The organism is Pontibacillus chungwhensis (genome assembly GCF_030166655.1).
Taxonomy (GTDB): domain Bacteria; phylum Bacillota; class Bacilli; order Bacillales; family BH030062; genus Pontibacillus.
Window position 1 is genome coordinate 1,680,675 of record NZ_CP126446.1, and the last position, 21,614, is coordinate 1,702,288.

25 protein-coding genes are annotated in these 21,614 nt (G+C 39.8%); 18 read left to right on the plus strand and 7 right to left on the minus strand.

What is annotated here, in order from left to right; translation table 11 throughout:
* The first annotated feature begins 38 nt into the window (after positions 1-38).
* Together QNI29_RS08725 and QNI29_RS08730 are read left to right on the plus strand one after the other, a co-directional pair.
* On the plus strand, positions 39-2,414 hold the full coding sequence (locus tag QNI29_RS08725; RefSeq protein WP_231416097.1) for a penicillin acylase family protein: 2,376 nt from the start codon (positions 39-41) through the stop codon (positions 2,412-2,414).
* 193 nt (positions 2,415-2,607) lie between these two features.
* On the plus strand, positions 2,608-3,831 hold the full coding sequence (locus tag QNI29_RS08730) for a cation:proton antiporter (protein WP_231416099.1): 1,224 nt from the start codon (positions 2,608-2,610) through the stop codon (positions 3,829-3,831).
* A gap of 35 nt (positions 3,832-3,866) precedes the next feature.
* On the opposite strand, the gene QNI29_RS08735 is transcribed toward QNI29_RS08730, so the two are convergent.
* Together QNI29_RS08735 and nfsA are read right to left on the minus strand one after the other, a co-directional pair.
* A complete protein-coding gene (locus QNI29_RS08735; RefSeq protein WP_231416100.1) occupies positions 3,867-4,613 on the minus strand; it encodes an NAD-dependent protein deacylase in 747 nt (248 codons plus the stop codon).
* A 65-nt stretch (positions 4,614-4,678) separates the two neighbouring features.
* Positions 4,679-5,419: an oxygen-insensitive NADPH nitroreductase gene (gene nfsA, locus QNI29_RS08740; protein ID WP_231416102.1), complete on the minus strand. Its 741-nt coding sequence runs from the start codon at positions 5,417-5,419 to the stop codon at positions 4,679-4,681.
* A 514-nt stretch (positions 5,420-5,933) separates the two neighbouring features.
* Between nfsA and QNI29_RS08745 the strand changes: the two genes are divergently transcribed.
* The gene (locus QNI29_RS08745) at positions 5,934-6,287 is read left to right on the plus strand and encodes a hypothetical protein (RefSeq protein WP_231416104.1); all 354 of its coding nucleotides are present in this window, start codon (positions 5,934-5,936) and stop codon (positions 6,285-6,287) included.
* A gap of 36 nt (positions 6,288-6,323) precedes the next feature.
* Here QNI29_RS08745 and QNI29_RS08750 read toward each other — a convergent pair whose 3' ends face one another.
* Entirely contained in the window at positions 6,324-6,554 is a 231-nt protein-coding gene (locus QNI29_RS08750) for a hypothetical protein (protein WP_231416105.1), read from the minus strand.
* A gap of 169 nt (positions 6,555-6,723) precedes the next feature.
* On the opposite strand from QNI29_RS08750, the gene QNI29_RS08755 reads away from it, so the two are divergent.
* The 6 genes from QNI29_RS08755 (at position 6,724) to QNI29_RS08780 (ending at position 11,306) form a co-directional block, all read left to right on the plus strand.
* Complete coding sequence (locus QNI29_RS08755) at positions 6,724-7,704, plus strand: ATP-binding cassette domain-containing protein (protein ID WP_231416107.1); 981 nt, start codon at positions 6,724-6,726, stop codon at positions 7,702-7,704.
* Positions 7,697-8,476, plus strand: coding sequence for an ABC transporter permease (locus QNI29_RS08760; RefSeq protein WP_231416108.1), 780 nt, complete (start codon positions 7,697-7,699; stop codon positions 8,474-8,476). Before QNI29_RS08755 ends, QNI29_RS08760 begins: the two co-directional genes overlap by 8 nt.
* Positions 8,477-8,858: 382 nt before the next feature.
* The gene (locus tag QNI29_RS08765; RefSeq protein WP_231416110.1) at positions 8,859-9,425 is read left to right on the plus strand and encodes a class I SAM-dependent methyltransferase; all 567 of its coding nucleotides are present in this window, start codon (positions 8,859-8,861) and stop codon (positions 9,423-9,425) included.
* Positions 9,426-9,501: 76 nt separating this feature from the next.
* Entirely contained in the window at positions 9,502-9,870 is a 369-nt protein-coding gene (locus QNI29_RS08770) for a rhodanese-like domain-containing protein (protein ID WP_231416111.1), read from the plus strand.
* A 19-nt stretch (positions 9,871-9,889) separates the two neighbouring features.
* Entirely contained in the window at positions 9,890-10,189 is a 300-nt protein-coding gene (locus QNI29_RS08775; RefSeq protein ID WP_231416113.1) for a rhodanese-like domain-containing protein, read from the plus strand.
* Positions 10,190-10,376: 187 nt separating this feature from the next.
* Positions 10,377-11,306: an MBL fold metallo-hydrolase gene (locus QNI29_RS08780; RefSeq protein WP_231416115.1), complete on the plus strand. Its 930-nt coding sequence runs from the start codon at positions 10,377-10,379 to the stop codon at positions 11,304-11,306.
* A 32-nt stretch (positions 11,307-11,338) separates the two neighbouring features.
* Here QNI29_RS08780 and QNI29_RS08785 read toward each other — a convergent pair whose 3' ends face one another.
* Entirely contained in the window at positions 11,339-11,833 is a 495-nt protein-coding gene (locus QNI29_RS08785) for a DUF2512 family protein (RefSeq protein WP_231416116.1), read from the minus strand.
* Between the two features lie 169 nt (positions 11,834-12,002).
* Between QNI29_RS08785 and QNI29_RS08790 the strand changes: the two genes are divergently transcribed.
* Positions 12,003-12,716 carry a VOC family protein gene (locus QNI29_RS08790; protein WP_231416118.1) on the plus strand — a complete coding sequence of 238 codons (714 nt, stop codon included), beginning with the start codon at positions 12,003-12,005 and terminating at the stop codon, positions 12,714-12,716.
* An 18-nt stretch (positions 12,717-12,734) separates the two neighbouring features.
* On the opposite strand, the gene QNI29_RS08795 is transcribed toward QNI29_RS08790, so the two are convergent.
* Together QNI29_RS08795 and QNI29_RS08800 are read right to left on the minus strand one after the other, a co-directional pair.
* The gene (locus QNI29_RS08795; RefSeq protein WP_231416119.1) at positions 12,735-14,123 is read right to left on the minus strand and encodes a HAMP domain-containing sensor histidine kinase; all 1,389 of its coding nucleotides are present in this window, start codon (positions 14,121-14,123) and stop codon (positions 12,735-12,737) included.
* A complete protein-coding gene (locus QNI29_RS08800) occupies positions 14,120-14,791 on the minus strand; it encodes a response regulator transcription factor (RefSeq protein WP_231416121.1) in 672 nt (223 codons plus the stop codon). The genes QNI29_RS08795 and QNI29_RS08800 overlap by 4 nt, the downstream gene beginning before the upstream one ends.
* Before the next feature lie 435 nt (positions 14,792-15,226).
* Here QNI29_RS08800 and QNI29_RS08805 point away from each other — a divergent pair, with 435 nt between their 5' ends.
* The 8 genes from QNI29_RS08805 to QNI29_RS08840 all read left to right on the plus strand — a co-directional run bounded on the left by QNI29_RS08805 (position 15,227) and on the right by QNI29_RS08840 (position 21,125).
* On the plus strand, positions 15,227-16,162 hold the full coding sequence (locus QNI29_RS08805) for an ABC transporter ATP-binding protein (protein WP_231416123.1): 936 nt from the start codon (positions 15,227-15,229) through the stop codon (positions 16,160-16,162).
* Entirely contained in the window at positions 16,137-16,847 is a 711-nt protein-coding gene (locus tag QNI29_RS08810) for an ABC transporter permease (RefSeq protein WP_231416125.1), read from the plus strand. The genes QNI29_RS08805 and QNI29_RS08810 overlap by 26 nt, the downstream gene beginning before the upstream one ends.
* Positions 16,844-17,569, plus strand: a complete 726-nt coding sequence (locus QNI29_RS08815) for an ABC transporter permease (RefSeq protein WP_231416126.1) — start codon at positions 16,844-16,846, stop codon at positions 17,567-17,569. The genes QNI29_RS08810 and QNI29_RS08815 overlap by 4 nt, the downstream gene beginning before the upstream one ends.
* A gap of 151 nt (positions 17,570-17,720) precedes the next feature.
* Entirely contained in the window at positions 17,721-18,212 is a 492-nt protein-coding gene (locus QNI29_RS08820) for a GNAT family N-acetyltransferase (protein ID WP_231416128.1), read from the plus strand.
* A gap of 16 nt (positions 18,213-18,228) precedes the next feature.
* Positions 18,229-19,179 (plus strand): magnesium/cobalt transporter CorA, encoded by a 951-nt coding sequence (gene corA, locus QNI29_RS08825; protein ID WP_231416130.1) that lies wholly within the window; start codon positions 18,229-18,231, stop codon positions 19,177-19,179.
* Between the two features lie 228 nt (positions 19,180-19,407).
* Positions 19,408-19,557, plus strand: coding sequence for a hypothetical protein (locus tag QNI29_RS08830; protein ID WP_231416132.1), 150 nt, complete (start codon positions 19,408-19,410; stop codon positions 19,555-19,557).
* A gap of 326 nt (positions 19,558-19,883) precedes the next feature.
* Positions 19,884-20,405 carry a hypothetical protein gene (locus tag QNI29_RS08835; RefSeq protein ID WP_231416134.1) on the plus strand — a complete coding sequence of 174 codons (522 nt, stop codon included), beginning with the start codon at positions 19,884-19,886 and terminating at the stop codon, positions 20,403-20,405.
* A gap of 123 nt (positions 20,406-20,528) precedes the next feature.
* Positions 20,529-21,125, plus strand: a complete 597-nt coding sequence (locus tag QNI29_RS08840; RefSeq protein ID WP_231416136.1) for a hypothetical protein — start codon at positions 20,529-20,531, stop codon at positions 21,123-21,125.
* Positions 21,126-21,196: 71 nt separating this feature from the next.
* On the opposite strand, the gene QNI29_RS08845 is transcribed toward QNI29_RS08840, so the two are convergent.
* Entirely contained in the window at positions 21,197-21,574 is a 378-nt protein-coding gene (locus tag QNI29_RS08845) for a hypothetical protein (protein WP_284526962.1), read from the minus strand.
* Positions 21,575-21,614: the final 40 nt, after the last annotated feature.

Genomic DNA, 21,614 nt, shown 5'->3' on the forward strand with positions numbered 1-21,614 from the left:
ATTCGTATTATAATAGGTATAAAGAGGGGGTATGGGAAATGGAAGTTGTGTCAGAACAGAAGAGAAAGAAATCTTTAAAAAGATGGCAGAAAGTTTGTTTGATCCTTCTTGTTCTTCTCCTTGGTATAGGGATTGGGGTGCTTATTTTTGTAAACGGTTACATAAACCGGAGTTTACCTCAAACTGAGGGAAGCATTTCGGTACCTGGTTTAAAAGATACTGTGTATGTAACCCGGGATAAGAGTGGTGTGCCTCATATTGAAGCAAACAACACGCAGGATCTTTTCATGGCTCAAGGATATGTCCAGGCACAAGATCGTTTGTTTCAAATGGATATGGCAAGGAGACAAGCCTCCGGAAGACTAAGTGAAGTGGCTGGTGAAGATGCATTAAACCAGGATAAATATTTTAGAACATTGGGACTGAGAAGGGCTGCCGAAAAGTCGTATCAAGCATACACGGAAGAAGCTAAGCAAGTGATGGAGTGGTATGCAGAAGGGGTGAATGCTTATATAGAACAAGCAAAGAATGAAAAAGCGCTACCGATCGAATTCACTCTGCTTGGAGGAGCGCCGGAACTTTGGACGCCTATTGATTCACTAACGATAGGAAAATATATGGCGTTTGATCTTGGAGGACATTGGGAGAGACAGGCCTTTCACTATTATTTGCTACAACATTATCCGGAGGATCAGGCTCTTGAATTGTTTTCAACCTATCCGGAAAAGGCTCCAACGATTATTAAAAGTGATGAACTTGATATCGCTTCAAGTTTTGAAGGTGCTGTCATTCCGCATGCCTTTAATGGAAGCAATAACTGGGTTGTGAGCGGAGAACGAACAGCGTCTGGTTCCCCTCTGCTCGCTGATGACCCTCATTTGGGCCTTGCTACCCCGTCTATCTGGTTACAGATGGTGCTTGATTCACCTGAGTATCAAGTGAGTGGCGTCATTTTTGCCGGTATTCCTGGTATTATTTTAGGACATAACCAAGACATTGCATGGGGAGTTACCAACACAGGACCGGATGTCCAGCAGCTTTATCTTGAAAAGCGAAACCCAAAAGATGAAAATGAGTTTTTATATGAAGGGAAATACGAAAAGGCGACCATCTATAAGGAAACGATTGATATCAAAGATAAAGACTCAATTCAGTATAAGGTGGTTGAAACGAGACATGGTCCGATCATCTCTGAGTTTGCTGAAGAGAGTGGAAAAGATACCGTTTTATCCCTAAGGTGGACAGCGCTCGATTCTTCCACAGAGCTAGAGGCCATTCTTCTTATGAACAAAGCTTCAAACTGGGGAGAATTTGAAAAAGGTCTAGAGAAGTTTCTAGTACCGGCTCAGAATTTTGTCTTTGCCAGTAAGGATGGGACCATTGCATATAAAGCCAATGGCAAAATCCCGATCTATAAAGAGGGTGAAGATGCCTTATTGCCATTAGAGGGATGGGAGAAAGAGAATGATTGGAATGGGTTCATCCCATTTGACGAATTGCCAACAGTCATCAATCCGGATAAAGGATTTATTGCGACTGCCAACAATAAAGTGATAGGAGAAGAGTACCCTTATCATCTATCTAATAATTGGGCACAACCCTACCGTTATAAGCGTATTGAAGAAGTACTTGAAAAGACAAAAAATGCAACCGCAGAAGATATGAAAAAGCTTCAAATGGATCAAATGAATCTGCAAGCCAAAGAGTTTGTGCCGATGTTTATGGAATATATGAATACTGACAATCTTTCAACGAGAGAGAAAGAAGCTGTGGAACGGCTCCAGGCTTGGGACTTCGTAGATGATGCAAAGCAATCTCAACCTCTTCTCTTTCACACGTGGATGAAGACCCTAACAGACCGACTATACGAGGATCTTCCTGAATCCATGGATCCATTGTTTAAAGGGAAAGGCCAAACAACGGATGAGTTATTGCGGAAAGCTCATAAGGGAAAGAATGTAAAGTGGGTTGAGGAGCAAGGAGGAATGGAGGTGTTAGTTCAAGAAACATTTCAGGAAACCGTCCGTTCTTTAACGGAACAATATGGTGAGAAAATAGACGAGTGGGAATGGGGGCACTATCACCAGGTGGCATTTAAACATCCATTATCCTCTATAAGTTTTCTAGACCGATTCTTTAATAGTGAGGATCCTATTCCAGTAGGCGGAAGTAGGGTGACGGTGATGGCTGCAAGCTATAATGAAGAAACGGGTATCGTCAATCACGGAGCTTCCTGGCGTTTTGTATTGGATGGTTCTGATTTTACGAAAGGCTCTCATATCGTAGGCCCAGGGCAATCCGGACATTTCAGAAGTCCTTGGTACCATGACCAACGGGAAGACTGGGTGAAGGGTGATTATCACGAAACAAGCTTAACTACACCAAAAGGAGAACCATTAATTCTCCAACCGTAATGTATTCGGCTGATTCTAGTAGGATCAGCCGATTTTCTGTGACTAGACCAAGTATTTCTTTATAAATGAGGACAGGAAAGTTATGGACAATGGTAAAGAGGGTATTCTTGTAAGGAGTGTGCATCAGATTTCCGAGTAAGGTAAAGCTAATCATAACATTAGAATCAAATAGAAGTGGATGGAGGCTACGTCAATGCACGGGTTTCATGAAGTATTTATTCAAATTTTAGTATTACTTGCTATTTCAATTACGGTGATTGGAATTGCAAAACTGATTAAAGAACCCTATTCAATTGCTTTAGTACTAGTGGGAGTATTATTAGGGATGACAGAAATCCCTATTATTGAAGAAGCGGAGTCGTACATAACACAATCTGAAGTGTTTCAAGCCATTATCATTTCCCTTTTCTTACCTATCTTATTAGGTGATGCTACATTGAAAATGCCATTTCATCATCTGTTTCGATTGAAGAAAACGGTTTTATCTCTGGCTTTTTTAGGGACCTTTATTTCATTTATAGTGATAGGTTTTAGTGTATATTTCTTGTTAGGATTACCGATTGTTGTCGCTTTTACTTTTGCAGCTTTAATGAGTGCTACAGACCCAATAAGCGTAATCTCTATTTTTAAGGAACTTGGTGTACCTGAAAAAATGTCGACCATCATGGAAGGTGAGTCCTTATTTAATGATGGGATTGCTGTCGTTCTCTTTAAAATTTCATCGATTTACCTGCTCACATATATGGATATGGGAGCTGCAGGAATTGGAGAGGGTGTCTTCTTATTCTTAAAGTTTGCGATCGGGGGAGCGCTAGTTGGTTTAGTAATTGGATTCATCTTTTCACAAGTTATACGCATATTTGATGACTATCCACTTGAAATTGCATTTTCCATGCTTTTATTCTTCGGTAGTTATTTCATTGCAGAGCACTTTAACGTATCAGGAGTTATTGCTGTTGTGATTGGTGGATTATTATTCGGAAGCTATGGAAAGAAAGTGGGGATGTCAGAAGAAACGAGAGTTAATATTAACACCTTTTGGGATACCATTACTCTCTTGGCTAATTCGATTATCTTTTTAATGGTTGGGATTGAAATTCGAGAAATTGATTTTACAGGCATGTGGGGCATTATAGTCTTAGCCATTCTCATTGTGCTTATTGGACGTTCGATTGCCCTATACACCGCAACAAGCTATATTTCTCATCTTAGTCAGAAAGAACGTTTTCTTTTAAATTGGGGAGGCCTCCGAGGAAGTTTATCGATCGCTTTAGCCTTAAGTCTCCCTGCAGATTTTGACGGTAGAGAAGAAGTGCTTCTTCTCACATTCTCTGTTGTTCTCTTCTCCCTAGTCGTTCAAGGGCTTACTATTAAGCCGCTTATTAAGAAGTTTGACATGGCGAAAGATGCTTCTTAGCTAGAAGGCTATGTTAAAGTTGAAAAACCAGCCGCTTATTTAAGCGGCTGGTTTTTTATAATTTGATCTTCAAAGTGTTGGATAACATCGATTAGGTCATTATGAATCACATAATGAAATAAGCGATCTTTTGGAGTGGCTTCTCTATTTATAAGTGCTGTAGGAATTTTCCTAGTCCAAGCATACTCTGGTAAGAAATTAAACGGCATGACAAGTAGAGATGTTCCAAGCACGAGAACAAGGTCGGCCTTGTCAATAATGGCTTCTGCCCGATCATGCTCAGTGATGGCGTCTCCAAATAGCACGATATCTGGTTTCAATACCGTTTGGCACGTCTCCCTTTCGCAAATGGGGACCTGAGAACTGTTTATATAGTCCGCGTCATAGATGCTCCCACATGCAGGACAAGTGGAAGTGGTTAGAGAACCGTGGTATTCAATGACCTTAGAGGAGCCGGCTCTTTGATGGAGCCCGTCTACATTTTGCGTAATCACCGTAACTTCTTTCCCCAGTGTTTCTAAATTGGAGAGAAATCGATGCACCTCATTTGGGTGATAGGAACCCAGAAGTTTAAGTTGGAAAATATCCTTGTACTTTGTCCAAAAATCTTGAGGGTCGTGCCTAAAATAGTCAGAGGACATGTAATATTCCCTTGATCCATCTTCTGTCCATATGCCATTAGAGGAGCGGAAATCGGGGATTCCACTTGCTGTACTAACACCAGCTCCTGTTAAAACAGTAATGCGTTGAGCTTGCCTAATTTCATCTATAAGTTGATCCATCTTATCCTACCTTTAATCGTTTTCCCCTATTGTATCAAACCCGTTGAAATAGATAGAAGAGCAGATTAACGTTTGTTCATCCCCTTGGATTGCACAAATTCATTAACATCCATTCGCATGGGGTGGCTAAAACGACGAATCATCTGATCGGTCCAAGAGTCGAGGCGTGAATTTTGCTTCCGGCTCTTATAGTAGTCTTGAATAGTATGGTCAAAAGAACGAAGCTCTTCTGTTTGGTTTTTATTATATTCATTTACATGATAAACCGCGCGTTTAGGAAGACGAGGTTTTTGTTCTGGCTGTTTGTCAGGATAGCCAACCACCATGCCGAATAATGGTATAACGTGTTCTGGCAATTGTAATAGCTGATCAACGCGCTTAATGTTATTTCGAATGCTTCCAATGTAGCACATACCAAGCCCCATAGATTCAGATGCAACCGCTGCATTTTGGGCAGCTAGTGAAGCGTCTACCGCAGAAACGAGAAAATGTTCTGTATTCTCAATGTTTGGTAGCATATCTTGCTTCTGTAGGTCGGAGGCTAGTATGCCATGGCGGTACAAGTCAGCGCAGAATATAAACAAATGTCCGTTATCTTTTACATACGATTGACCTGTTATTTCCGCCAACTCTTGCTTTTTCTCTGGATCTGTCACACCTATGATGGTGTAAGCTTGCATGTAGCTGGACGTTGAAGCCATCTGAGCTGCTTCTACAATAGTGTTTATTTGGTCTTCAGTTAACACTTCATTTGTAAAGGATCGGATTGAACGATGGTTAAGAAGCGTATGGATTGTTTGATTCATGATTTAGAACTCCTTCAAGTTTAACATTTTACATTTATAGTACATCTTTAGGAATGAACACTTCAAAAAATTTGTTTGATGCTTTAATGGAATCCACCCAATAAGTGTAAAAATTTATTTTTTGAATAATTTTAAAATCTATATTAAGAAAACACAAATATTATCCTTAGACGGGTTACATAAAATAGGAAACTAATGATATAGTAGTTAAAAGTATCCTGGGTTTGTGTTAGGATAATAGTAGAATCCTCTTTATTACTTCCCTTACAGACAGCGTTTCCGTTTTTCCCCTGGAAACAACCATCTGCAGATTCTTCACTCAGTACCCTCTTCTAAAAGCTAAGTACCAGAACACTATCGTTTTATCGAAATAACATTAACATTTGCTTATACTTTCAGGATTCGTAGGATTATTGTCTAATCATTGTAGAGGAGTTGTTATAGTTCAGACGCTTGTCAGGGAAACTGTACACTTACACTTTTGCTTAGTTCTAAATAAAGGTGAGGATTACTAATGGGGGAATTGATCGATTTTGAAACTAGACGAGCGAGAAAAGATTTAAAGAAATCTGCAGGGAATAAGGGAGTCATTTACGAAATCTATTTAACCGTAGTGAAATATGTGAATGAAAACCTACAAAAAGAATATGAGAAACCGGTGGAAAATATAAATACAAAAACACCGCTATCATATGTGTTTCAAGGGGAGAGTGACCGATTTAGATCATCTTTCGGTGAACTAATGAATTATTGGGATTTACCAGGGAATGGGCTAGATGAAGTTCCTTATGGAGAAGAGTTTCAATACTTTAAAACCGTAGAGGATTTATGTTGGTTTATTGAGAAGCGAGTAAGAAAGTCTAAATAATTAAGGGGTTGGGTGTCCAAAAATGGGCACCCTTTTCTATTCTGTTGCTTTTTGAGATTGAATGTGAATAATCCCATAGAATACTTGAATGGTACCGATTGCGAAGACAAGCGGTCCGAATGTCCAAGCTAAAGCCATACTTAACGCAATTGCAATAAAACCTGTGTACAGTACGAAAAGATGTTGGCTTTTCTTAAAGCTGATTATGCCGATTAAGCTGTTCATGATTACAGCTAAGTATATAAACAGTTGGAATGCGCTTTCCATATTCAGTCAATCCTTTCTATCTATCACCTATTAAGGTAAACTTACCCCTTTATTTTTCCTTCTAAACGTTACAACCATAATTCATAGAGCATTCATTTGTGTAATGATAAAAAAAGAAGGAAAGAAGTATTGGAAAGGGAATATAGTACTTAAGTCAGGAAAGGGGTTCATGGATATGGTAAAAGGAACGATTTATGTTGAACATCTATCTAAAACCTTTAAGAAAGGCAATGTAAAAGCTGTGAAGGATGTTAGCTTTTCTGTGGAAGAAGGGGAATTCTTTGCCTTTTTAGGACCAAATGGAGCAGGTAAATCAACAACGGTCCAGATCGTTACCACTTTAATCTCCCCGTCAGCTGGTAAGGTGTATGTTGCTGAACAAGATGTTCTTACAAATCCAAAAGGGGTGCGTGAACATATCGGGGTAGCTTTACAGGAAACAGGAATTGATCCCAGTTTAACAGGTAGAGAAATGTTGGAGCTGCAATGTAGAATCTTCGGATTTACCAAACAGGAATCAAAATCAAGGACAGATGAACTACTAGAAGTAGTGCAGCTCGTTGAAGCGGCCGATCGGATTTGTGGCAATTACTCAGGAGGGATGAGGAGGAGACTAGATCTTGCCTTAACGCTTGTGAATAAACCTAAGATTCTGTTTCTCGATGAACCCACCACAGGACTTGATCCTTCAAATAGGAAGAGCATTTGGGATTATTTAGAGCGTCTGAATAAAGAAGAAGGAACGACTATTTTTCTAACCACACAATACTTAGAAGAAGCAGATACATTGGCCGATCGCATTTCAATTATTGATGATGGAGAGATTGTAGCTACAGGGACACCGCAAGAGTTAAAAGCTCAAATAGGGAACGATATCATTGCGATGACGTTTGCAGGGGACAATGAAGCGAATGAAGCAGAAAAGGCCATTAAGCACCACATGCCAGATGCTGACCTGGTCCGAAGGGCGGCAGAATTAAATATGTATGTTCAGGACGGAACGAAACGATTGATGGAGGTAGTACGGGTTTTAGACCAGGAAGAGATAACCGTACAGTCCATTAATGTAAATTCTCCTACTCTAGATGATATTTTCCTTAAAATCACAGCTGAAGGAGAGAAAAAGAGAGGAGAGGTTGAACATGGGTAATGGATTAGTTAAGGATATATGGGTTTTATCTAAGCGTAGTGTACTCACGACTCTCCGGAGCCCCTTTTCTTTTATACCTAATTTACTTATTTCAACGTTCTTTTTATTAGTCTATGAAAGCGGACTGAGTGGCATTTCACAGCTACCGGCTTTCGAGGGAGCAAATTATTTGGCCTTTATTTTACCTGTTTCCGTAGTGTCAGCTGCCATTGGAGGGGCGGGGGGAGCCGGCCAGGGTATTGTAAAAGATATTGAAAATGGCTTCTTCTCACGCTTATTACTCACACCAGCCTCAAGACTTTCGATTGTGCTTGGTCCTATTATTGCTGGCATGTTGCAATTATTTGTGCAAACGATCCTGATCTTAATTGTAGCCTTTATCATGGGGCTTGAAGTAGCAACTGGGTTTTTAGGTGTTCTGGTCGTTCTCCTCTTAGCAGTAGGTTGGGGGTTAGCTTTTGCTGGGTATTCAGCTGGCATTGCTTTGAAAACCAAAAATGCTCAAGCCGCCCAGGCAGGTACTCTTATCTTTTTCCCGTTAATCTTTCTGAGTACAACATTTGTCCCTTATGAATTAATTGAATCATCCTGGTTAAAAGTTGCTGCTACGATTAATCCGACCACGTATATCTTTGAAAGTATGCGAACGGTTTTAATTGATGGGTGGCAGTTCTGGGATATTGCGAAGGGGTTCATTGCCATTACCATTGCATGTGCGATTACGATTACCTTTGCGGCAGTTTCGGCTAAGAAAGCAGTTAGTAGAGGATAGTAGTACCAAAATCCAAAAGCTCACATACCATAAATAAAAAATGGGTGAGCAAGATGAAGTGGTATGAATGGATTGATTTAGGTGCTTTGACCATTTTAGCAACGTTAATGCTTTTATATTCTCAAAATCTGATAACAGACCAGGCCGTTACCTTCGTAGCTGCACCTGTCATGTTCTACATTATGATAATAAGCAAATCTGTGAGAAAGAGACTGCGAAGGAAAAATAGACTTTAATAGGTAAGGGATAAATCCGTTGGGATTTATCCTTTTTCATTTTGGCTTTGATCGTTTGGTTCATGTTTAGGTTCGCTTAAAATTTGGTAAAACTACATAAGTAACGACTTAAAATCGATTGTAAATAGATAAAGGAGTGCATAATAATGGCAGGAGAGGTATTTGATCCAAAAAAAGCGGAGAAACTGGTAGATCCAAGTCGACAAAACACAGTTCCAGTAGAGAGAGTGTTGGAGCTCCTTCAATTAACAGGTGAAGAGAAGGTAGCCGATTTGGGAGCTGGGAATGGGTATTTAACACTACCGATTGCGAAAGAGACCAAGGATCGGGTAACCGCCGTCGACCTTCAATTTGAAATGCTAGAACTGTTAGCATCTAGAGCTGAAGGAGAAGGCATTACCAATGTTGAACGTATGAAAAGCAGCCTAGATGCTTTGAATCTTCCTGATGCTTCATTTCACCGTGCAGTAACGGCTTTTGTTTTGCATGAGGTACCCGATTTACATCAGACACTTCGTGAAATTCATCGAATTCTAATGGAACATAGCCGTCTTCTGATCTTAGATTGGGAAAAGGTTGACGGAGAGCAAGGTCCGCCTAAAGATCACCGTATCGCCTCCAACGAGCTGGCTGAACGGGTAGCTGAAGAAGGCTTTGATGTAGAGGTGGGTCACTTGAATGATGAAGTATACTATATCGTAGCAACGAAATAAGAAAGGGATTGACGAATACTCCCCCTCCTATTAGAATATACCCATAGGGGTTAAAAAGAGCGAAGGGGAGGATCACTTGGATACAATTATTACAGTATTATTGATTGCTGTAGCGGTATACTTCATAAGTAAAACGATCATACCACCTAAGGGTGTTGAACAAATCTCTCCAGCGCAAGCTCAGGATAAATTGAAAAGTAAGAAAAAGCAAAGTCAATTTGTTGATGTACGTACCCCTGGGGAGTATAATAGAAATCAGATAAGAGGGTTTACCAATCTTCCTCTTCAGTCCTTGAAGGCACAGTCGAGCCAGTTAGATCAGTCAAAAGAAGTCGTTTTACTTTGTCAAAGTGGAACGCGCAGTATGGCTGCAGCTCGAGTTTTAAAAAAGCAAGGATTTACTCACATTACAAACATTCGTGGCGGTTTGAACGCCTGGAAATAATCTTAAGGAGGAATTAATTATGAAAAATATCACACCAGAAGAAGTTCGTAAAAAAGTAGAAGGTGGCGAAAACATTAACATTGTTGATGTTCGTGAACCTGAGGAAGTAGAAGAAGGAAAAATTCCAGGAGCAAAGCATATTCCTTTAGGATCTCTAGATGAGCGTAAAGATGAGCTGGATAAGGACAAGGAGTATGTAATGGTTTGTCGTTCCGGTGGTCGTAGCGGAAAAGCAACAGCTTTCTTAGAAGAAAACGGATATAATGTGATCAATATGGATGGCGGTATGCTAGCTTGGGAAGGTAGCGTAGACAAATAAGTCACAGCTGTTGAACTGAATAGATGATTAAGGGCGGGAATCGTTTAGATTCCCGCCTTTTTTATGGAATCCCCTAAAATAATTTGTCTTTTAAACTTAGATAAGTTGGGAAACATATGTATCTCGAGGTATAGGAATGTGAAGGTTTGCCACAATAAGAAGGAAAAAATGAGCGTGGAGGGATGATATGGCTCACTCAATACCATCGCACCAACTATTCAAAAGGTTAAAACAACAGCAAAACATTATAATAATTGATGGACGTCACCATGATTATTCAGAAGAGTTGGCTTTTCCGGTGAAGGTTTTACATAAAGGCGAGATTACAATAGAGCGCTTGAAAGACAAAGAGGCAGAATATATCTATATAGGTGAAGATCAGAAGACATCTATAGAAGAAGCTGAGAGAATAGAACAGGAATATGACCTCGACCTCCTCTACGTAAAAGGAGGCATGCAGGATTGGGGAAGGTATGTAGAATCTATACAAGTGGGAGAACTTTCGGACGGAGGAGAGGTCTATCAATTTATTCGACCGAGTACGGGTCAACTTTCTTATATGATTATTAGTGAAGCCGAAGCTCTATTACTTAACCCTAGCCTATGGATTCAACCCTATATCGATTTTGTAGAAGACAAGGCTTTTACCTTTAAGCATATCGTAGATTCTTGTATTCACCGTTCCCACATCTCAAGTGGCCCGCAACTGGCAGAGGAAGTAGAAGAATCGTATTGGCTTCCAGAAATAGAAGACGACATTTCCTATTCATATACCGCTATTACGCATGATCAGAAACCTTCTGTAGGCAATACCAATATCCCCGTTGAAGTGATCTTCACCACAGAGGGGCTTACGATTGTGGTGGACCAGCACTACACGTTTACCTCCAATAATGAAGCGGATTTATATAAAGGAAAAGGGGTGGTCCTTACAGAATGGATGAAGTCTTATTCACAGTTCAATGAACAAGGATTTGTCTCTCCTTATGAGCGTAAGATAAATGATAAAGAATCCACGAGAACACAGAAGATAGAAGCGATCAATAAAGGGGAAAGAAGTTTTACAAACGAAGAAGCATACCATTTAGAGTATGGAAATGAATTCAATAGCAATTAAAAAGAAGCAGCCAGAATGATCTGGCTGCCATTTTATTCTTCAGGGTGATGGGTATCTTCTTTTTGAGCTTCTTTTCTTTGTGCTTCATAGGGGAATAGTTCCTCTGATGCCTCTACGCGTAACTTTTTAGGAACGAGTAGTTGGCGACGTCTGTCATACACGTGAGATCCAAGGTGCAATACACGGTTTTCCATATAAATATGAAAAAATGTCTCAAAAGTCACAATAAACCCAGCTCCTGCAATGGCAGGGAGTACGGTTTGAGTCGTAATGCCGTTGATTACATTGCCGAAAAGGTAAAGAATCGAAAATGTTAAAGCGAGATCGGCAACGGAGGTAACGAGTAGACCAAAGCGTCTTAATATAAATAAATCTCCTATCACATACGTGATTCCCAGTAATACAAAAGTAATAAGGAACACATTGATTAAGGAAGCTCCAGCAATCACGCCGTATATAGGGAAGACAGCTGCAATTAAGATGACCCATTTAATCCCGAGTGCTTTAATATGCTCCAGTTTAAACACCTCCAGTTATAGTTTTTCAAATGCGAGCTTTTATATACGATTCATTTAGAATGGTTTTCATTTCTCTTAGAAGGGTGTATAATTGTTATAAAATTCAGTTAATTAAACAAGGAAGTTTAGATGGTTTATCTTGTTTAGAAACGGGTAAGAAACTGGAGAGGTGAATAGTATGGCAATAAAACAACTTAACTCAATAAGGATACCGTGTAAAGACTTGAAGGAGACGAAAGAATGGTACAAAAATCATTTACAACTAGAGGCTAAAGGCGATCAAGGGGAAGTGACCATTTCATTTGCCGAAGGTGCCGATTTAGTTTTTTATGAAAGTAAAGTGACACAAGAATACCCGTTCAGCCCTTTTAATATTAATGTGTACGAACCTCAGCACTTACATAGAGACTTATTCTTAAAAGGAGCCAAGTTAACAGATATTGATGACTTTTTTGATATGCTTTGTTATGAGGTAACCGATCCGAATAACATTCAGATTGGAATAGTCGGCTGGGAAGAGGATGCCAAAGCCGCCCATCCTGTTACAAAACTAGGAGGGTACTTTCTCCCGGTAAGAAGCTTAGAGGATGCATCTCTTTGGTATAAGACCCATCTAAAAGCAGAGCAGTTATATGATTTTTCATTTGACACTCCAATGTATGGGGAAATGCGTGCATTAACGCTTGATCATCTTGGGATCACACTTGTAGAGATTCCAAGTGACCTTCATAACGTCATTGAACATCCGTTCACACTAGGATCCACAAACCTTGAAGAAGATCTACAATCTCTTCGACAGTCAGGAGTCGAAATAGAAGAGGAAGTACCAGGAGAATCCTTTTGTTTTAAAGACCAAGAAGGACATAAAATACAAGTACAAATGATTTCTTAAAAAAGGAGCTAATGAAGATTAGCTCCTTTTTTCGTTTACGTGAAACGTAAAGTGTTGAATGGTTCCTGAAGGGGAAGACTCGATTTCCCAGGCAATATCAGATTTCTGTGTCATGAGGGAAATAATGGTCAAGCCGATGCCCGAACCTTTAGTAGAAGAGCTGTTTTGTTCCATCCCCTTTCCGTGATCAGCCACAGATAGATGCCCGTAATTATCGCTGTGAGCTAATGTGAATTGAATGTATTTTCCTTCACTCGCATGTCTTAAAACATTTTGTATCACATTGTCTAAAATCCGTTGGAACCATGTTGGATCAAGAGTGGTATACATCGGATGGTCCGTTACGTGAATATCAATTTGAAATCCCTCATTCTCCAGCGTATCGTACCAGGATGCCAAGGATTGACGTGTTAAAGCTGTGAGTTCAATTTCTTTAGGATGATGCGGGAAGCGGTGTGCAGATAAAAGCGTGTAGGATTGTAAATTCTCAATTAGTTCACCTAAAAAAGTAATCTTTCCATCAGCTAATGCAATTAATTGATTTCCTTTCTCAGTTGTGACTTCTTTTTGTAAACCATAAATTTGGCCTCTTAGTGTGGTTAAGGGAGTGCGTAAGTCATGAGAAAGGTTGGCGATCAAGTCTCTCCTTAGCGATTCTTCTTCTTGTTCATTCCTTTGACTTTCTTTTAATTTGTAGACCATATTGTTAAATGATTCTTCTAATAGCCCTATTTCATCACGTTTTTTAACTTCAACTGGATTTGGAATCATAGCTCCTTCATCCATTGTCATGGCTTGTTGAAGATGTATCAGACGTCTTCTGAGGCGCAGGAAAAAGAGCAAGGAAAGAATGAGAAACGTTAAGAAAATACTTCCTAAACCAATCCCTGTAAACCAGAAGCGGTATTCGGATTCAACGCGACTTAATGGAGAATCTAAGTACTCACGAGAGATTTGAAAAACCATAAATCCATCCATTTTGGTACTGCCTATATAAGCTACGGTTGTAAATGGGTCTCCATCAAAGCTTTCTTTCATAAATTCAACAGTCTGAGGAACGCTCCATACTTCAGGGTAGAGGCCCTCTTCTACTTGTATAGGGTCTTTGAAACGTCCTTGTTGATCGATCCAGAATAAAGAGGCATTAGGATAATTCTTATGAACCTCCTCTAAAGCTTGAGGAACTTCCTCGACAGAAAGATCCTCAGCTTGCTCATGCCACATGGCCTCAAGCTTATCTCCTCTGTAATGATTAGGTTCCGTCCAACCAAACTGATTAAAGCCCACTTCAAAAACAACGAACAAAAGAGGTAGTGTAATTTGAAAAAGGGTGATCCCGATCAGTAGAATTAATATGTATCTACGTAATAGGGAGGAACTTGTTTGTTTTTTCTTCTGCTTCTTCATCCTTTCACCCTGTAACCAATTCCGCGTATCGTTTGAACGATTTGTGGATGGCTTGGATCTTTTTCGATTTTCTCTCTTAAATGCCGCATATGTACCATTAGTGATTTATCACCGTCCAAGTAACGTTCTCCCCATATTGCCTCATAAATCTGTTCTTTGGTTAATATTTGGTTCAGGTGCTGAACGAGATAGAAAAAAATCTTATACTGTTTGCCCGATAGTATAATTTCTTTGTTGGATGGTTTATGAAGCAGCTGATTTGTATGTAAGTTGACTTCGATGTCACCTAGGATAAGAGATTGGTTTGAACTCGCTCCGAATCTGCGAAATAGCACATCCATTCTGGCCAGGAGCTCTTCTAGATGGAAAGGTTTAACCATGTAATCATCAGCAAACTGGAGTCCATATACTTTGTCATCAACGGCTGATCGTGCTGTCAGCATCATGATGGGAAGTTCCGGGTTATGTTTTTTTATTCTTTTTCCAATAGTAAACCCATCTAAGCCAGGCAGCATAACATCGAGTAAAACCAAACTTGCCTCACCGATTTGATCTTCAATCCCTTCACCAGAAGTGAACCATTGAACATTGTGACCACTCTCCTCAAGTGCACCTTTCACCCATTCACCAATTTCTTTTTCATCTTCTATGTATAAAATCATTGCCATTTATAAACTCCTTTCTATTAAGTATCGTATAAAATTTCCAATCATTTAGAAAGCGTTTTTTGAATTTCGAGGCATAAAAGGACTCCACAAAGGTATAGATCTCCGTTTGGATTAAAACCATTTGCTCGAAGTATTTCGTATATAGGGGTTTATATGAACCCAAGTGCTCTGTTAAAACTGATGTTGATTTTTTAAACGTTACATATAAGTCCCTAATCAGCAGCACCTGAAAGCGAGTCGTTCCCCAGACACCCCAAGCACTAGTCAATAAAGACGGCCCCATCTACACTCAAATGTCTCAGCTTTGGATATTGAACGAGCCTATAAAATAACAACACTAAACTATAACAGAGCCTTTTAATTTAAACAGAATTTAACCTTACCCTTCCTTACGTTTAAACGTAGACCTTTACAATGAATGGTGAGGTGATTCGAATGGAGTATATAGTCGAAACGATAAGGTTAACGAAAACGTATAAGCAGGAACATGCAGTGGACAACATTCAATTGCAAATTCCAAAAGGCTCTATTTATGGATTTTTAGGACCAAATGGAGCAGGGAAAACCACCACGATCCGGATGTTATTAGGGTTAATCAAACCAACCTATGGAGAAGTTATGATGTTTAATAAGCCTTTTTTAAAGAACCGAGTGGAACTATTGGGAAAGGTGGGTTCGCTTGTGGAGAACCCTTCCTATTATGGACATTTGAATGCGGTAGAGAATTTAGAAGTTTATCGTACCCTTCTTGAAGTGCCGAAAGAAAGAGTCAAAGAAGTGCTTGAGCTTGTAGGACTTACCTATGCCATGAAGAAGAAAGTTAAGCAATATTCTCTAGGTATGAAGCAGCGTCTTGGTATCGCCATTGCGCTACTTGGGGATCCGGAATTACTCATTCTCGATGAGCCAACAAACGGGCTTGACCCTCAGGGAATTCAAGAAATACGTTCTTTAATTAACGAACTGGTAAAGAAACGTGGCATTACGATACTTGTTTCAAGTCATCTATTAGCTGAGATCGATCAGATGGCCGATTACGTAGGAATCATTTCTAAAGGGAAACTGATCTTTCAAGATCGAATAGAGGTTTTGAGAAAACGGGCCACGGGTGAGGTCAGATTGCGGGTTGGTCAGATGGAGCATGCAAGAAAGGTGGCCTTGGCTCAAGGTGTGCCTGTTAGGATTGATCAGGAACAGTTGGTAATAGAAGAGGTGGATGACACGAAGATGGCCTCCTTAATAACGAGTTTTATTAGGAATGATATACCCGTTTACCGCATTCAAGATCACCATAAATCTCTAGAAGATATTTTCTTAGATGTGGTTCGAAAAGGGGGAGTAAGGGATGTTCAAGAAGCTCTTAATCAGTGATTTCAAGAAATTGAAGAGAAGTTGGATTTGGGTCTTCGTCGTGCTCGGCCCCTTAGGGGTAGTGCTCGTTCAATCCTTAAATTTTGGTCTTCGGTATGACTATATGACAAACACGATGTATAAAGATGATATATGGTCAGGATTAATTCAGGAAGTGTATTATTTTTCTATTGCTGTCATTGTAATTGGAATGGCTCTTATTACGTCTCTTATAGGGGGGATGGAGCATAGGGCAGGGGCTTGGAAGCAACTATTAAGTACTCCGGTAAAGAAAACACATGTTTACCTTTCAAAAGGGGTGATGGGATTCATTCTCTTACTACTCTCTTGTGTTTTATTGGCTTTAGGGACCGCCGGATTAGGAATTCTGTTGCAGTTTGGAACAGCCATACCATGGGTTGAACTTCTTCGTTTCACCTTTTTCCCTTACTTGGCAGCACTGCCGTTTTTCGCTGTCTTCATTTATCTTGCTGTTCATTACAAAAATCAAGGTGTGGTCATTGGAGTAGGTATTCTTTCTCTTGCCGTGATGGGAGTAGGTCCAGCGTGGAGTCCTAGCTCATGGCCGATGCTGCCAGATGAGTGGGTTTCATCTTCTTTAAATGTCCCTTTAGGAATCGCTACAGGGGTATGTCTTATAATCTTAGCTAGTCTTTTATTTGCGAGGGAGGATGTGAACGGATGATTGGAAAAGCAATGCGTGGAGAATTTAAGAAATTAAAACATACGAATATCATCACGATCCTAGTGGCGGCCCCAATGTTGACGAGTCTTTTTGCTTGGTTTTACAACCTCCCATCTCCACCTAATACGGAGTGGGAATCGTTGTACATTAAGCAAGCTCTGTTACATGGGCAATATTTGCTGCCTTTATTGGCATGTTTAATCGCAGCTTACATATGTAAGTTGGATCATGATGAAAGCAGTTGGAAAGCGTGGCTTGTACAACCTTTGAAAAGGTACCATGTATATATAGCAAAAGCAATGGTGGCTCTTCTTTTAGTAGCACTTATACAACTTCTTATGTTCGCTTGTTATCTAATTATGGGCTATATAAAAGGGTATGGAGGCTTATTGCCAGGAGAGATCCTTTTGAGAGGGTATATTGGCGGCTATTTATCCGCAATTCCTCTTATCATGCTGCAATTGTGGGTCTCTTCGGCTTGGAAGAGTTTTGCTGGAGCCATGGGAGTGAATGTCGTATTAACCTTACCTGCTATCTTAATTGCTCAATCACAAACGTATGGCCCCTGGTATCCATGGTCACAGCCGATCTTAGCTATGTTTTTCACTGCAGAGAATGATTCAAGTTTTATCCCTTATGAACAGCTTGTCTATATTATAGGGGGTACTTCCATAGTGTTCTTTTTTATTGGCTTATTGCGCTTTACAAAAAGGGCCTATTAAAAATTTCATGTATCCATTGGTGGAACATTTTATGATAAAGGGCCCATAAAAGAATCGTACCTCTTGAAAGCGGAGACGGTGTAAGATATCTTTTAGGGTCTTCTTTTTCTTTCTGCTGTGATAAGATGAAAAAAAGGCAGGTGACTCCTACATGTGGATACGGAATGCAGAACATAAAGATCTATCCTACATTAATAATATTGAAAATGATGCGATCAGAAACTCTACCGCAATCTTCGACCTAGAAGAAAAAAGCCTCGAGGATAAAGAAAAATGGTTTTCTAACCTTCATGGTATTTATCCTATCCTTGTTGCCGAATGGGAAGAAGAAGTGGCAGGGTATGCTTATTTATCCCCCTATAATGACAAGCTTGCCTATCAGACCACGGCTGAACTCTCTCTTTATGTGAACCGAGACTATAGAGGTTACGGAATTGGTCATGGATTAATGAAAGCATTGTTGGAAAAAGCAAAGGATTATCAATTTCACTCAATTATTTCACTTATAACAGAGGGGAACGAAACGAGTGAGAGGTTACACGAGAAATTTCAGTTTACCCATATCGGAACATTAAAAGAAGTCGGAAATAAGTTTGATGAGTGGCAAAATGTGAAATTATATCAGTGGATAGGAATCGATTAGGAGAGGAACGGTCCATATGATCAGGACAATAGCGATCACAGAAGACCAGCAATTACATACAGATCTCCCTCTAGAAAATTTATCAGAAGAGGGGATTATGTGGTACTGGGTGGATTTTTCAGAACCCACGCCAAGTGAAACCCAAAAGTTGGACACGGTCTTCCAATTTCACCCGTTGGCGATTGAAGATTGTATACATAATTTACAACGCCCAAAATTAGATTATTATGACGAGCACACTTTTTTCGTTATGCACGCCTTGAATGCAAAGACGCTTGAGAAAGAAGAAGTGGATTTATTTAATGGAGATGGGTATATTGTGACGTATCATAAACACGTTTGCCCAGAGCTCGAACAGGTGTGGAATCGGTTATTAAGGGAACGCTCCTTTAAGAGTTGGGATGAATTTCATGTGCTTCATCAGATTTTTGATAAAGTTGTAGATAATTACTTCCCCATTGTCTATGCCATTGAAGACCATATTAACGATATTGAAGATAATACGAAGGAATTATCAATGGAGACATTACTTGAGCAATTATTTGATACGAGGGCAGATTTATTATCGATGCGTCAAACTGTTCATCCTATGAGAGATTTGATGTATCGAATATTAAGTTCTCACAGACTGGACGGGGTCAGGGAGCGTAAGGAATACTTTTCCGATATTTATGATCATCTTTTAAAGGTATCTGAACTTATTGAATCGAATCGGGAAATGACACAGGATATACGTGACAGCTACATGTCACTTAATTCACACGAAACCAATCGTACGATGCAAATTCTAACCGTCATATCGACCATCTTTATGCCACTTACCTTTATCGTTGGGGTATATGGGATGAACTTTGCCTACATGCCTGAACTTGATGAAAAGTATGCTTATTTTGTTGTATTAGCTATTATGTTCGTCATCGCTATCATTATGTTTTTATGGTTCAAACGAAAAGGTTGGTTTGATTAAAAATGGACGAACCGTCAACGACACTATAGTAAGGAAAGCGGGCTCTAGTTTGGAGCCTGCTTTTTTGTGGACATATTTTCACTTAGGGCGTAGAGAAAGTTCCGTCTGCAGGATGAGGCCTATTCATGCGTTGTGCCGTTAAGAAGAATGCAGAATGTCTTTATAATAAAATTACCATCTGATACAAAAACGTTTGGTGGATAATTTTAGAATAAGGATGTGGTCTTAATGGTATTAACAGAGCATGAGATCCGAGATTTAATTGACCAAAGAAAACCGGAGAAGCCATATGTGCGTAAAGATCCGATGAAATATAAGCGAAACGCTACTTGGGTTGAGCGTTGTTTAACGAGTCTTCTGACTCTTATGAAGATGTAGATCTCACAAGGACAGAAGTGGAGGGTGGAGTTCACCTCTGTCCTAACTTTTCCTTCTGTTACTCTATTTAGTCGTAGTAACTAGGGGAGGATCACGGTTTAGTTGAGTTTTTGGTGAATGAAAAATAATAAACTTTAGGGATTCTGGAGTAATACCAATGTTCGCTCAACGTAGTACTAAAGATAAAAGCATACATCTTCCAATCCATGGTACCCCTTCTCTCCACATTCTGTTTACCGTACTATACGCAGTTATAGGTTCGTCTTATGAATTTGAACATGTTCTTTTCTCCGTTCACATATAATAATGACGAAGGAGGGACGGGGATGAGTGCGAGTCTCGGTCTAGTTTGGACGAGTTTGATCATTGGAGTAATAGGTTTATCTCTTCTCTATCGTATTAGCAATAACAATAAAGGATCTATCATGTATGCTGTTGCGATGTTTTTAAGTATTTACTTAGGTATGACCTCCTATTTTGTTGTACACCATTTGTTATTATCCATGCTAATAGGAATGAGCGCGGGGCTGTTGGTGCCGTTTTTGTTTCAACATCCTGATCCAGAACGTGTATTACACAGCGGCATGCAAGCCATTATGGGAGGGATGATGGGAGGTATGCTGAGCGGTATGGTACCCGTGGCCGAATGGGAAATACTCTATAGAGTTGGAACTCTTATTACGTTTAGCTTTGGGTTGTTACTGATTTATAATCTAAAGGTTTCCCATCGTTATATGGCTTGGTTTTATCATCCTATTGCTCTTTTGCTCTTAATGAGCTTGATGGGTGGGGCTGTTTCCCTCTTACATTTACCTGTCCCTGAAATGGTACCAGGGCATACCCATTAGTGAAAAGGATAGCTTTTCTTTTGCCCCTGCAAAAGAAGGGGTGTCTTTTTTTGTTGTCTTATAGAAAGGTTGATTCTTCTCGTTTATAGATATATGGTTATGTAAAAAGGGGGGCGCAGCTTAATGTGGGCTATAAATAGGAAGTGGATGTGGGTGGTTTTATGTGTTTGTTGCTTAACCCTTCATTCGTATGTGGCATTTGCAGCGGTCTCTCCTGAGGAGATTAAAGAAATAAAAAGAGAGTCCTCAGTGGCTCTTAAGGGAGAAGTAGTAAAAGATCGACTTATAAAGGATCAATCTAAGGGAGATTTATATAAGCAAGACAGGGTTATGACTCTTTCCGTTCAGGAGATCACCAAAGGGGAATCTAAATTATCAGACCCATCTACTGTAGATGTCTTTTATCGCTATATTCCCACGTGGCAAAGGAATCAGTATGCCGGTGGCAAAGCCATGGACATTGCTGTTGGCGACGTGATCAAGATTTGGTTAGATCCTGCAGCAGGAAAGTGGGAATCAAGCTCTGGAGGGGACACTGTAGAACATATCATTTATAAAGAGAATCGTTCTGAGCCTTTAAAAGAGCCATTATCCCACCGGGTTCAAGAGAAGATGTCGATTGACTTTTTCACAGAGAATCAAGCCTTTTTTGTTATAGCTCTCTTAAGCATCATTCTTGTCATTGTAGGATTTTTTGGAGTTCAAAACAAAAGGAGCTAAACGCGAGGGATACACCAAACAAAGGAAAGAGGGGAAAAATCATATGAATGATTTCTCCCCTCTTTCTTTTGTTATACCAAAATAGCCTGATCAGGATTGGCTTCATGAAACCTGCGCACGACACAGTTCTCAATTGGTTCTTCACAAATAGACATTATTTTATTGTATGCGTATGTGACGTCTTTCCCATCAAGGATCATGACAAATGGACGGTCTGTATCGTAGTAGAAAAAGAATGAGAGTAATTTAGGTAGGTTGCTAGCGTCTGCAATTAAATGATCTTGATATAAGTATAAATCGTACGAACTGTCTACTATGAAATGATAAATATTCATGACTTCTTCCATGTCAATCCGTTGTTTGAACTGTACTTGGTACGATGTAAGCTGCTCCAAGGTTTTCACCTCTACTTGTTTATTTTCTGTTCTTAGTTTTTGAATACCCTCCATCCCTTAGTTAAAACTTAAAAAGAAATGAAATAGGTCATTT

What these genes read in the sequence shown, in the direction of transcription:
- QNI29_RS08725 (WP_231416097.1), top strand. Translation starts at nt 39, where the DNA reads ATGGAAGTTGTGTCAGAACAGAAGAGAAAGAAATCTTTAAAAAGATGG.
- QNI29_RS08835 (WP_231416134.1), top strand. Translation starts at nt 19,884, where the DNA reads ATGAGTGCGAGTCTCGGTCTAGTTTGGACGAGTTTGATCATTGGAGTA.
- QNI29_RS08730 (WP_231416099.1), top strand. Translation starts at nt 2,608, where the DNA reads ATGCACGGGTTTCATGAAGTATTTATTCAAATTTTAGTATTACTTGCT.
- QNI29_RS08830 (WP_231416132.1), top strand. Translation starts at nt 19,408, where the DNA reads ATGGTATTAACAGAGCATGAGATCCGAGATTTAATTGACCAAAGAAAA.
- QNI29_RS08800 (WP_231416121.1), bottom strand. Translation starts at nt 14,791, where the DNA reads ATGGCAATGATTTTATACATAGAAGATGAAAAAGAAATTGGTGAATGG.
- QNI29_RS08745 (WP_231416104.1), top strand. Translation starts at nt 5,934, where the DNA reads ATGGGGGAATTGATCGATTTTGAAACTAGACGAGCGAGAAAAGATTTA.
- corA (WP_231416130.1), top strand. Translation starts at nt 18,229, where the DNA reads ATGATCAGGACAATAGCGATCACAGAAGACCAGCAATTACATACAGAT.
- QNI29_RS08805 (WP_231416123.1), top strand. Translation starts at nt 15,227, where the DNA reads ATGGAGTATATAGTCGAAACGATAAGGTTAACGAAAACGTATAAGCAG.
- QNI29_RS08760 (WP_231416108.1), top strand. Translation starts at nt 7,697, where the DNA reads ATGGGTAATGGATTAGTTAAGGATATATGGGTTTTATCTAAGCGTAGT.
- QNI29_RS08755 (WP_231416107.1), top strand. Translation starts at nt 6,724, where the DNA reads ATGGATATGGTAAAAGGAACGATTTATGTTGAACATCTATCTAAAACC.
- QNI29_RS08790 (WP_231416118.1), top strand. Translation starts at nt 12,003, where the DNA reads ATGGCAATAAAACAACTTAACTCAATAAGGATACCGTGTAAAGACTTG.
- QNI29_RS08845 (WP_284526962.1), bottom strand. Translation starts at nt 21,574, where the DNA reads ATGGAGGGTATTCAAAAACTAAGAACAGAAAATAAACAAGTAGAGGTG.
- QNI29_RS08735 (WP_231416100.1), bottom strand. Translation starts at nt 4,613, where the DNA reads ATGGATCAACTTATAGATGAAATTAGGCAAGCTCAACGCATTACTGTT.
- QNI29_RS08750 (WP_231416105.1), bottom strand. Translation starts at nt 6,554, where the DNA reads ATGGAAAGCGCATTCCAACTGTTTATATACTTAGCTGTAATCATGAAC.
- QNI29_RS08765 (WP_231416110.1), top strand. Translation starts at nt 8,859, where the DNA reads ATGGCAGGAGAGGTATTTGATCCAAAAAAAGCGGAGAAACTGGTAGAT.
- QNI29_RS08795 (WP_231416119.1), bottom strand. Translation starts at nt 14,123, where the DNA reads ATGAAGAAGCAGAAGAAAAAACAAACAAGTTCCTCCCTATTACGTAGA.
- QNI29_RS08840 (WP_231416136.1), top strand. Translation starts at nt 20,529, where the DNA reads ATGTGGGCTATAAATAGGAAGTGGATGTGGGTGGTTTTATGTGTTTGT.
- QNI29_RS08780 (WP_231416115.1), top strand. Translation starts at nt 10,377, where the DNA reads ATGGCTCACTCAATACCATCGCACCAACTATTCAAAAGGTTAAAACAA.
- QNI29_RS08820 (WP_231416128.1), top strand. Translation starts at nt 17,721, where the DNA reads ATGTGGATACGGAATGCAGAACATAAAGATCTATCCTACATTAATAAT.
- QNI29_RS08775 (WP_231416113.1), top strand. Translation starts at nt 9,890, where the DNA reads ATGAAAAATATCACACCAGAAGAAGTTCGTAAAAAAGTAGAAGGTGGC.
- QNI29_RS08810 (WP_231416125.1), top strand. Translation starts at nt 16,137, where the DNA reads ATGTTCAAGAAGCTCTTAATCAGTGATTTCAAGAAATTGAAGAGAAGT.
- nfsA (WP_231416102.1), bottom strand. Translation starts at nt 5,419, where the DNA reads ATGAATCAAACAATCCATACGCTTCTTAACCATCGTTCAATCCGATCC.
- QNI29_RS08815 (WP_231416126.1), top strand. Translation starts at nt 16,844, where the DNA reads ATGATTGGAAAAGCAATGCGTGGAGAATTTAAGAAATTAAAACATACG.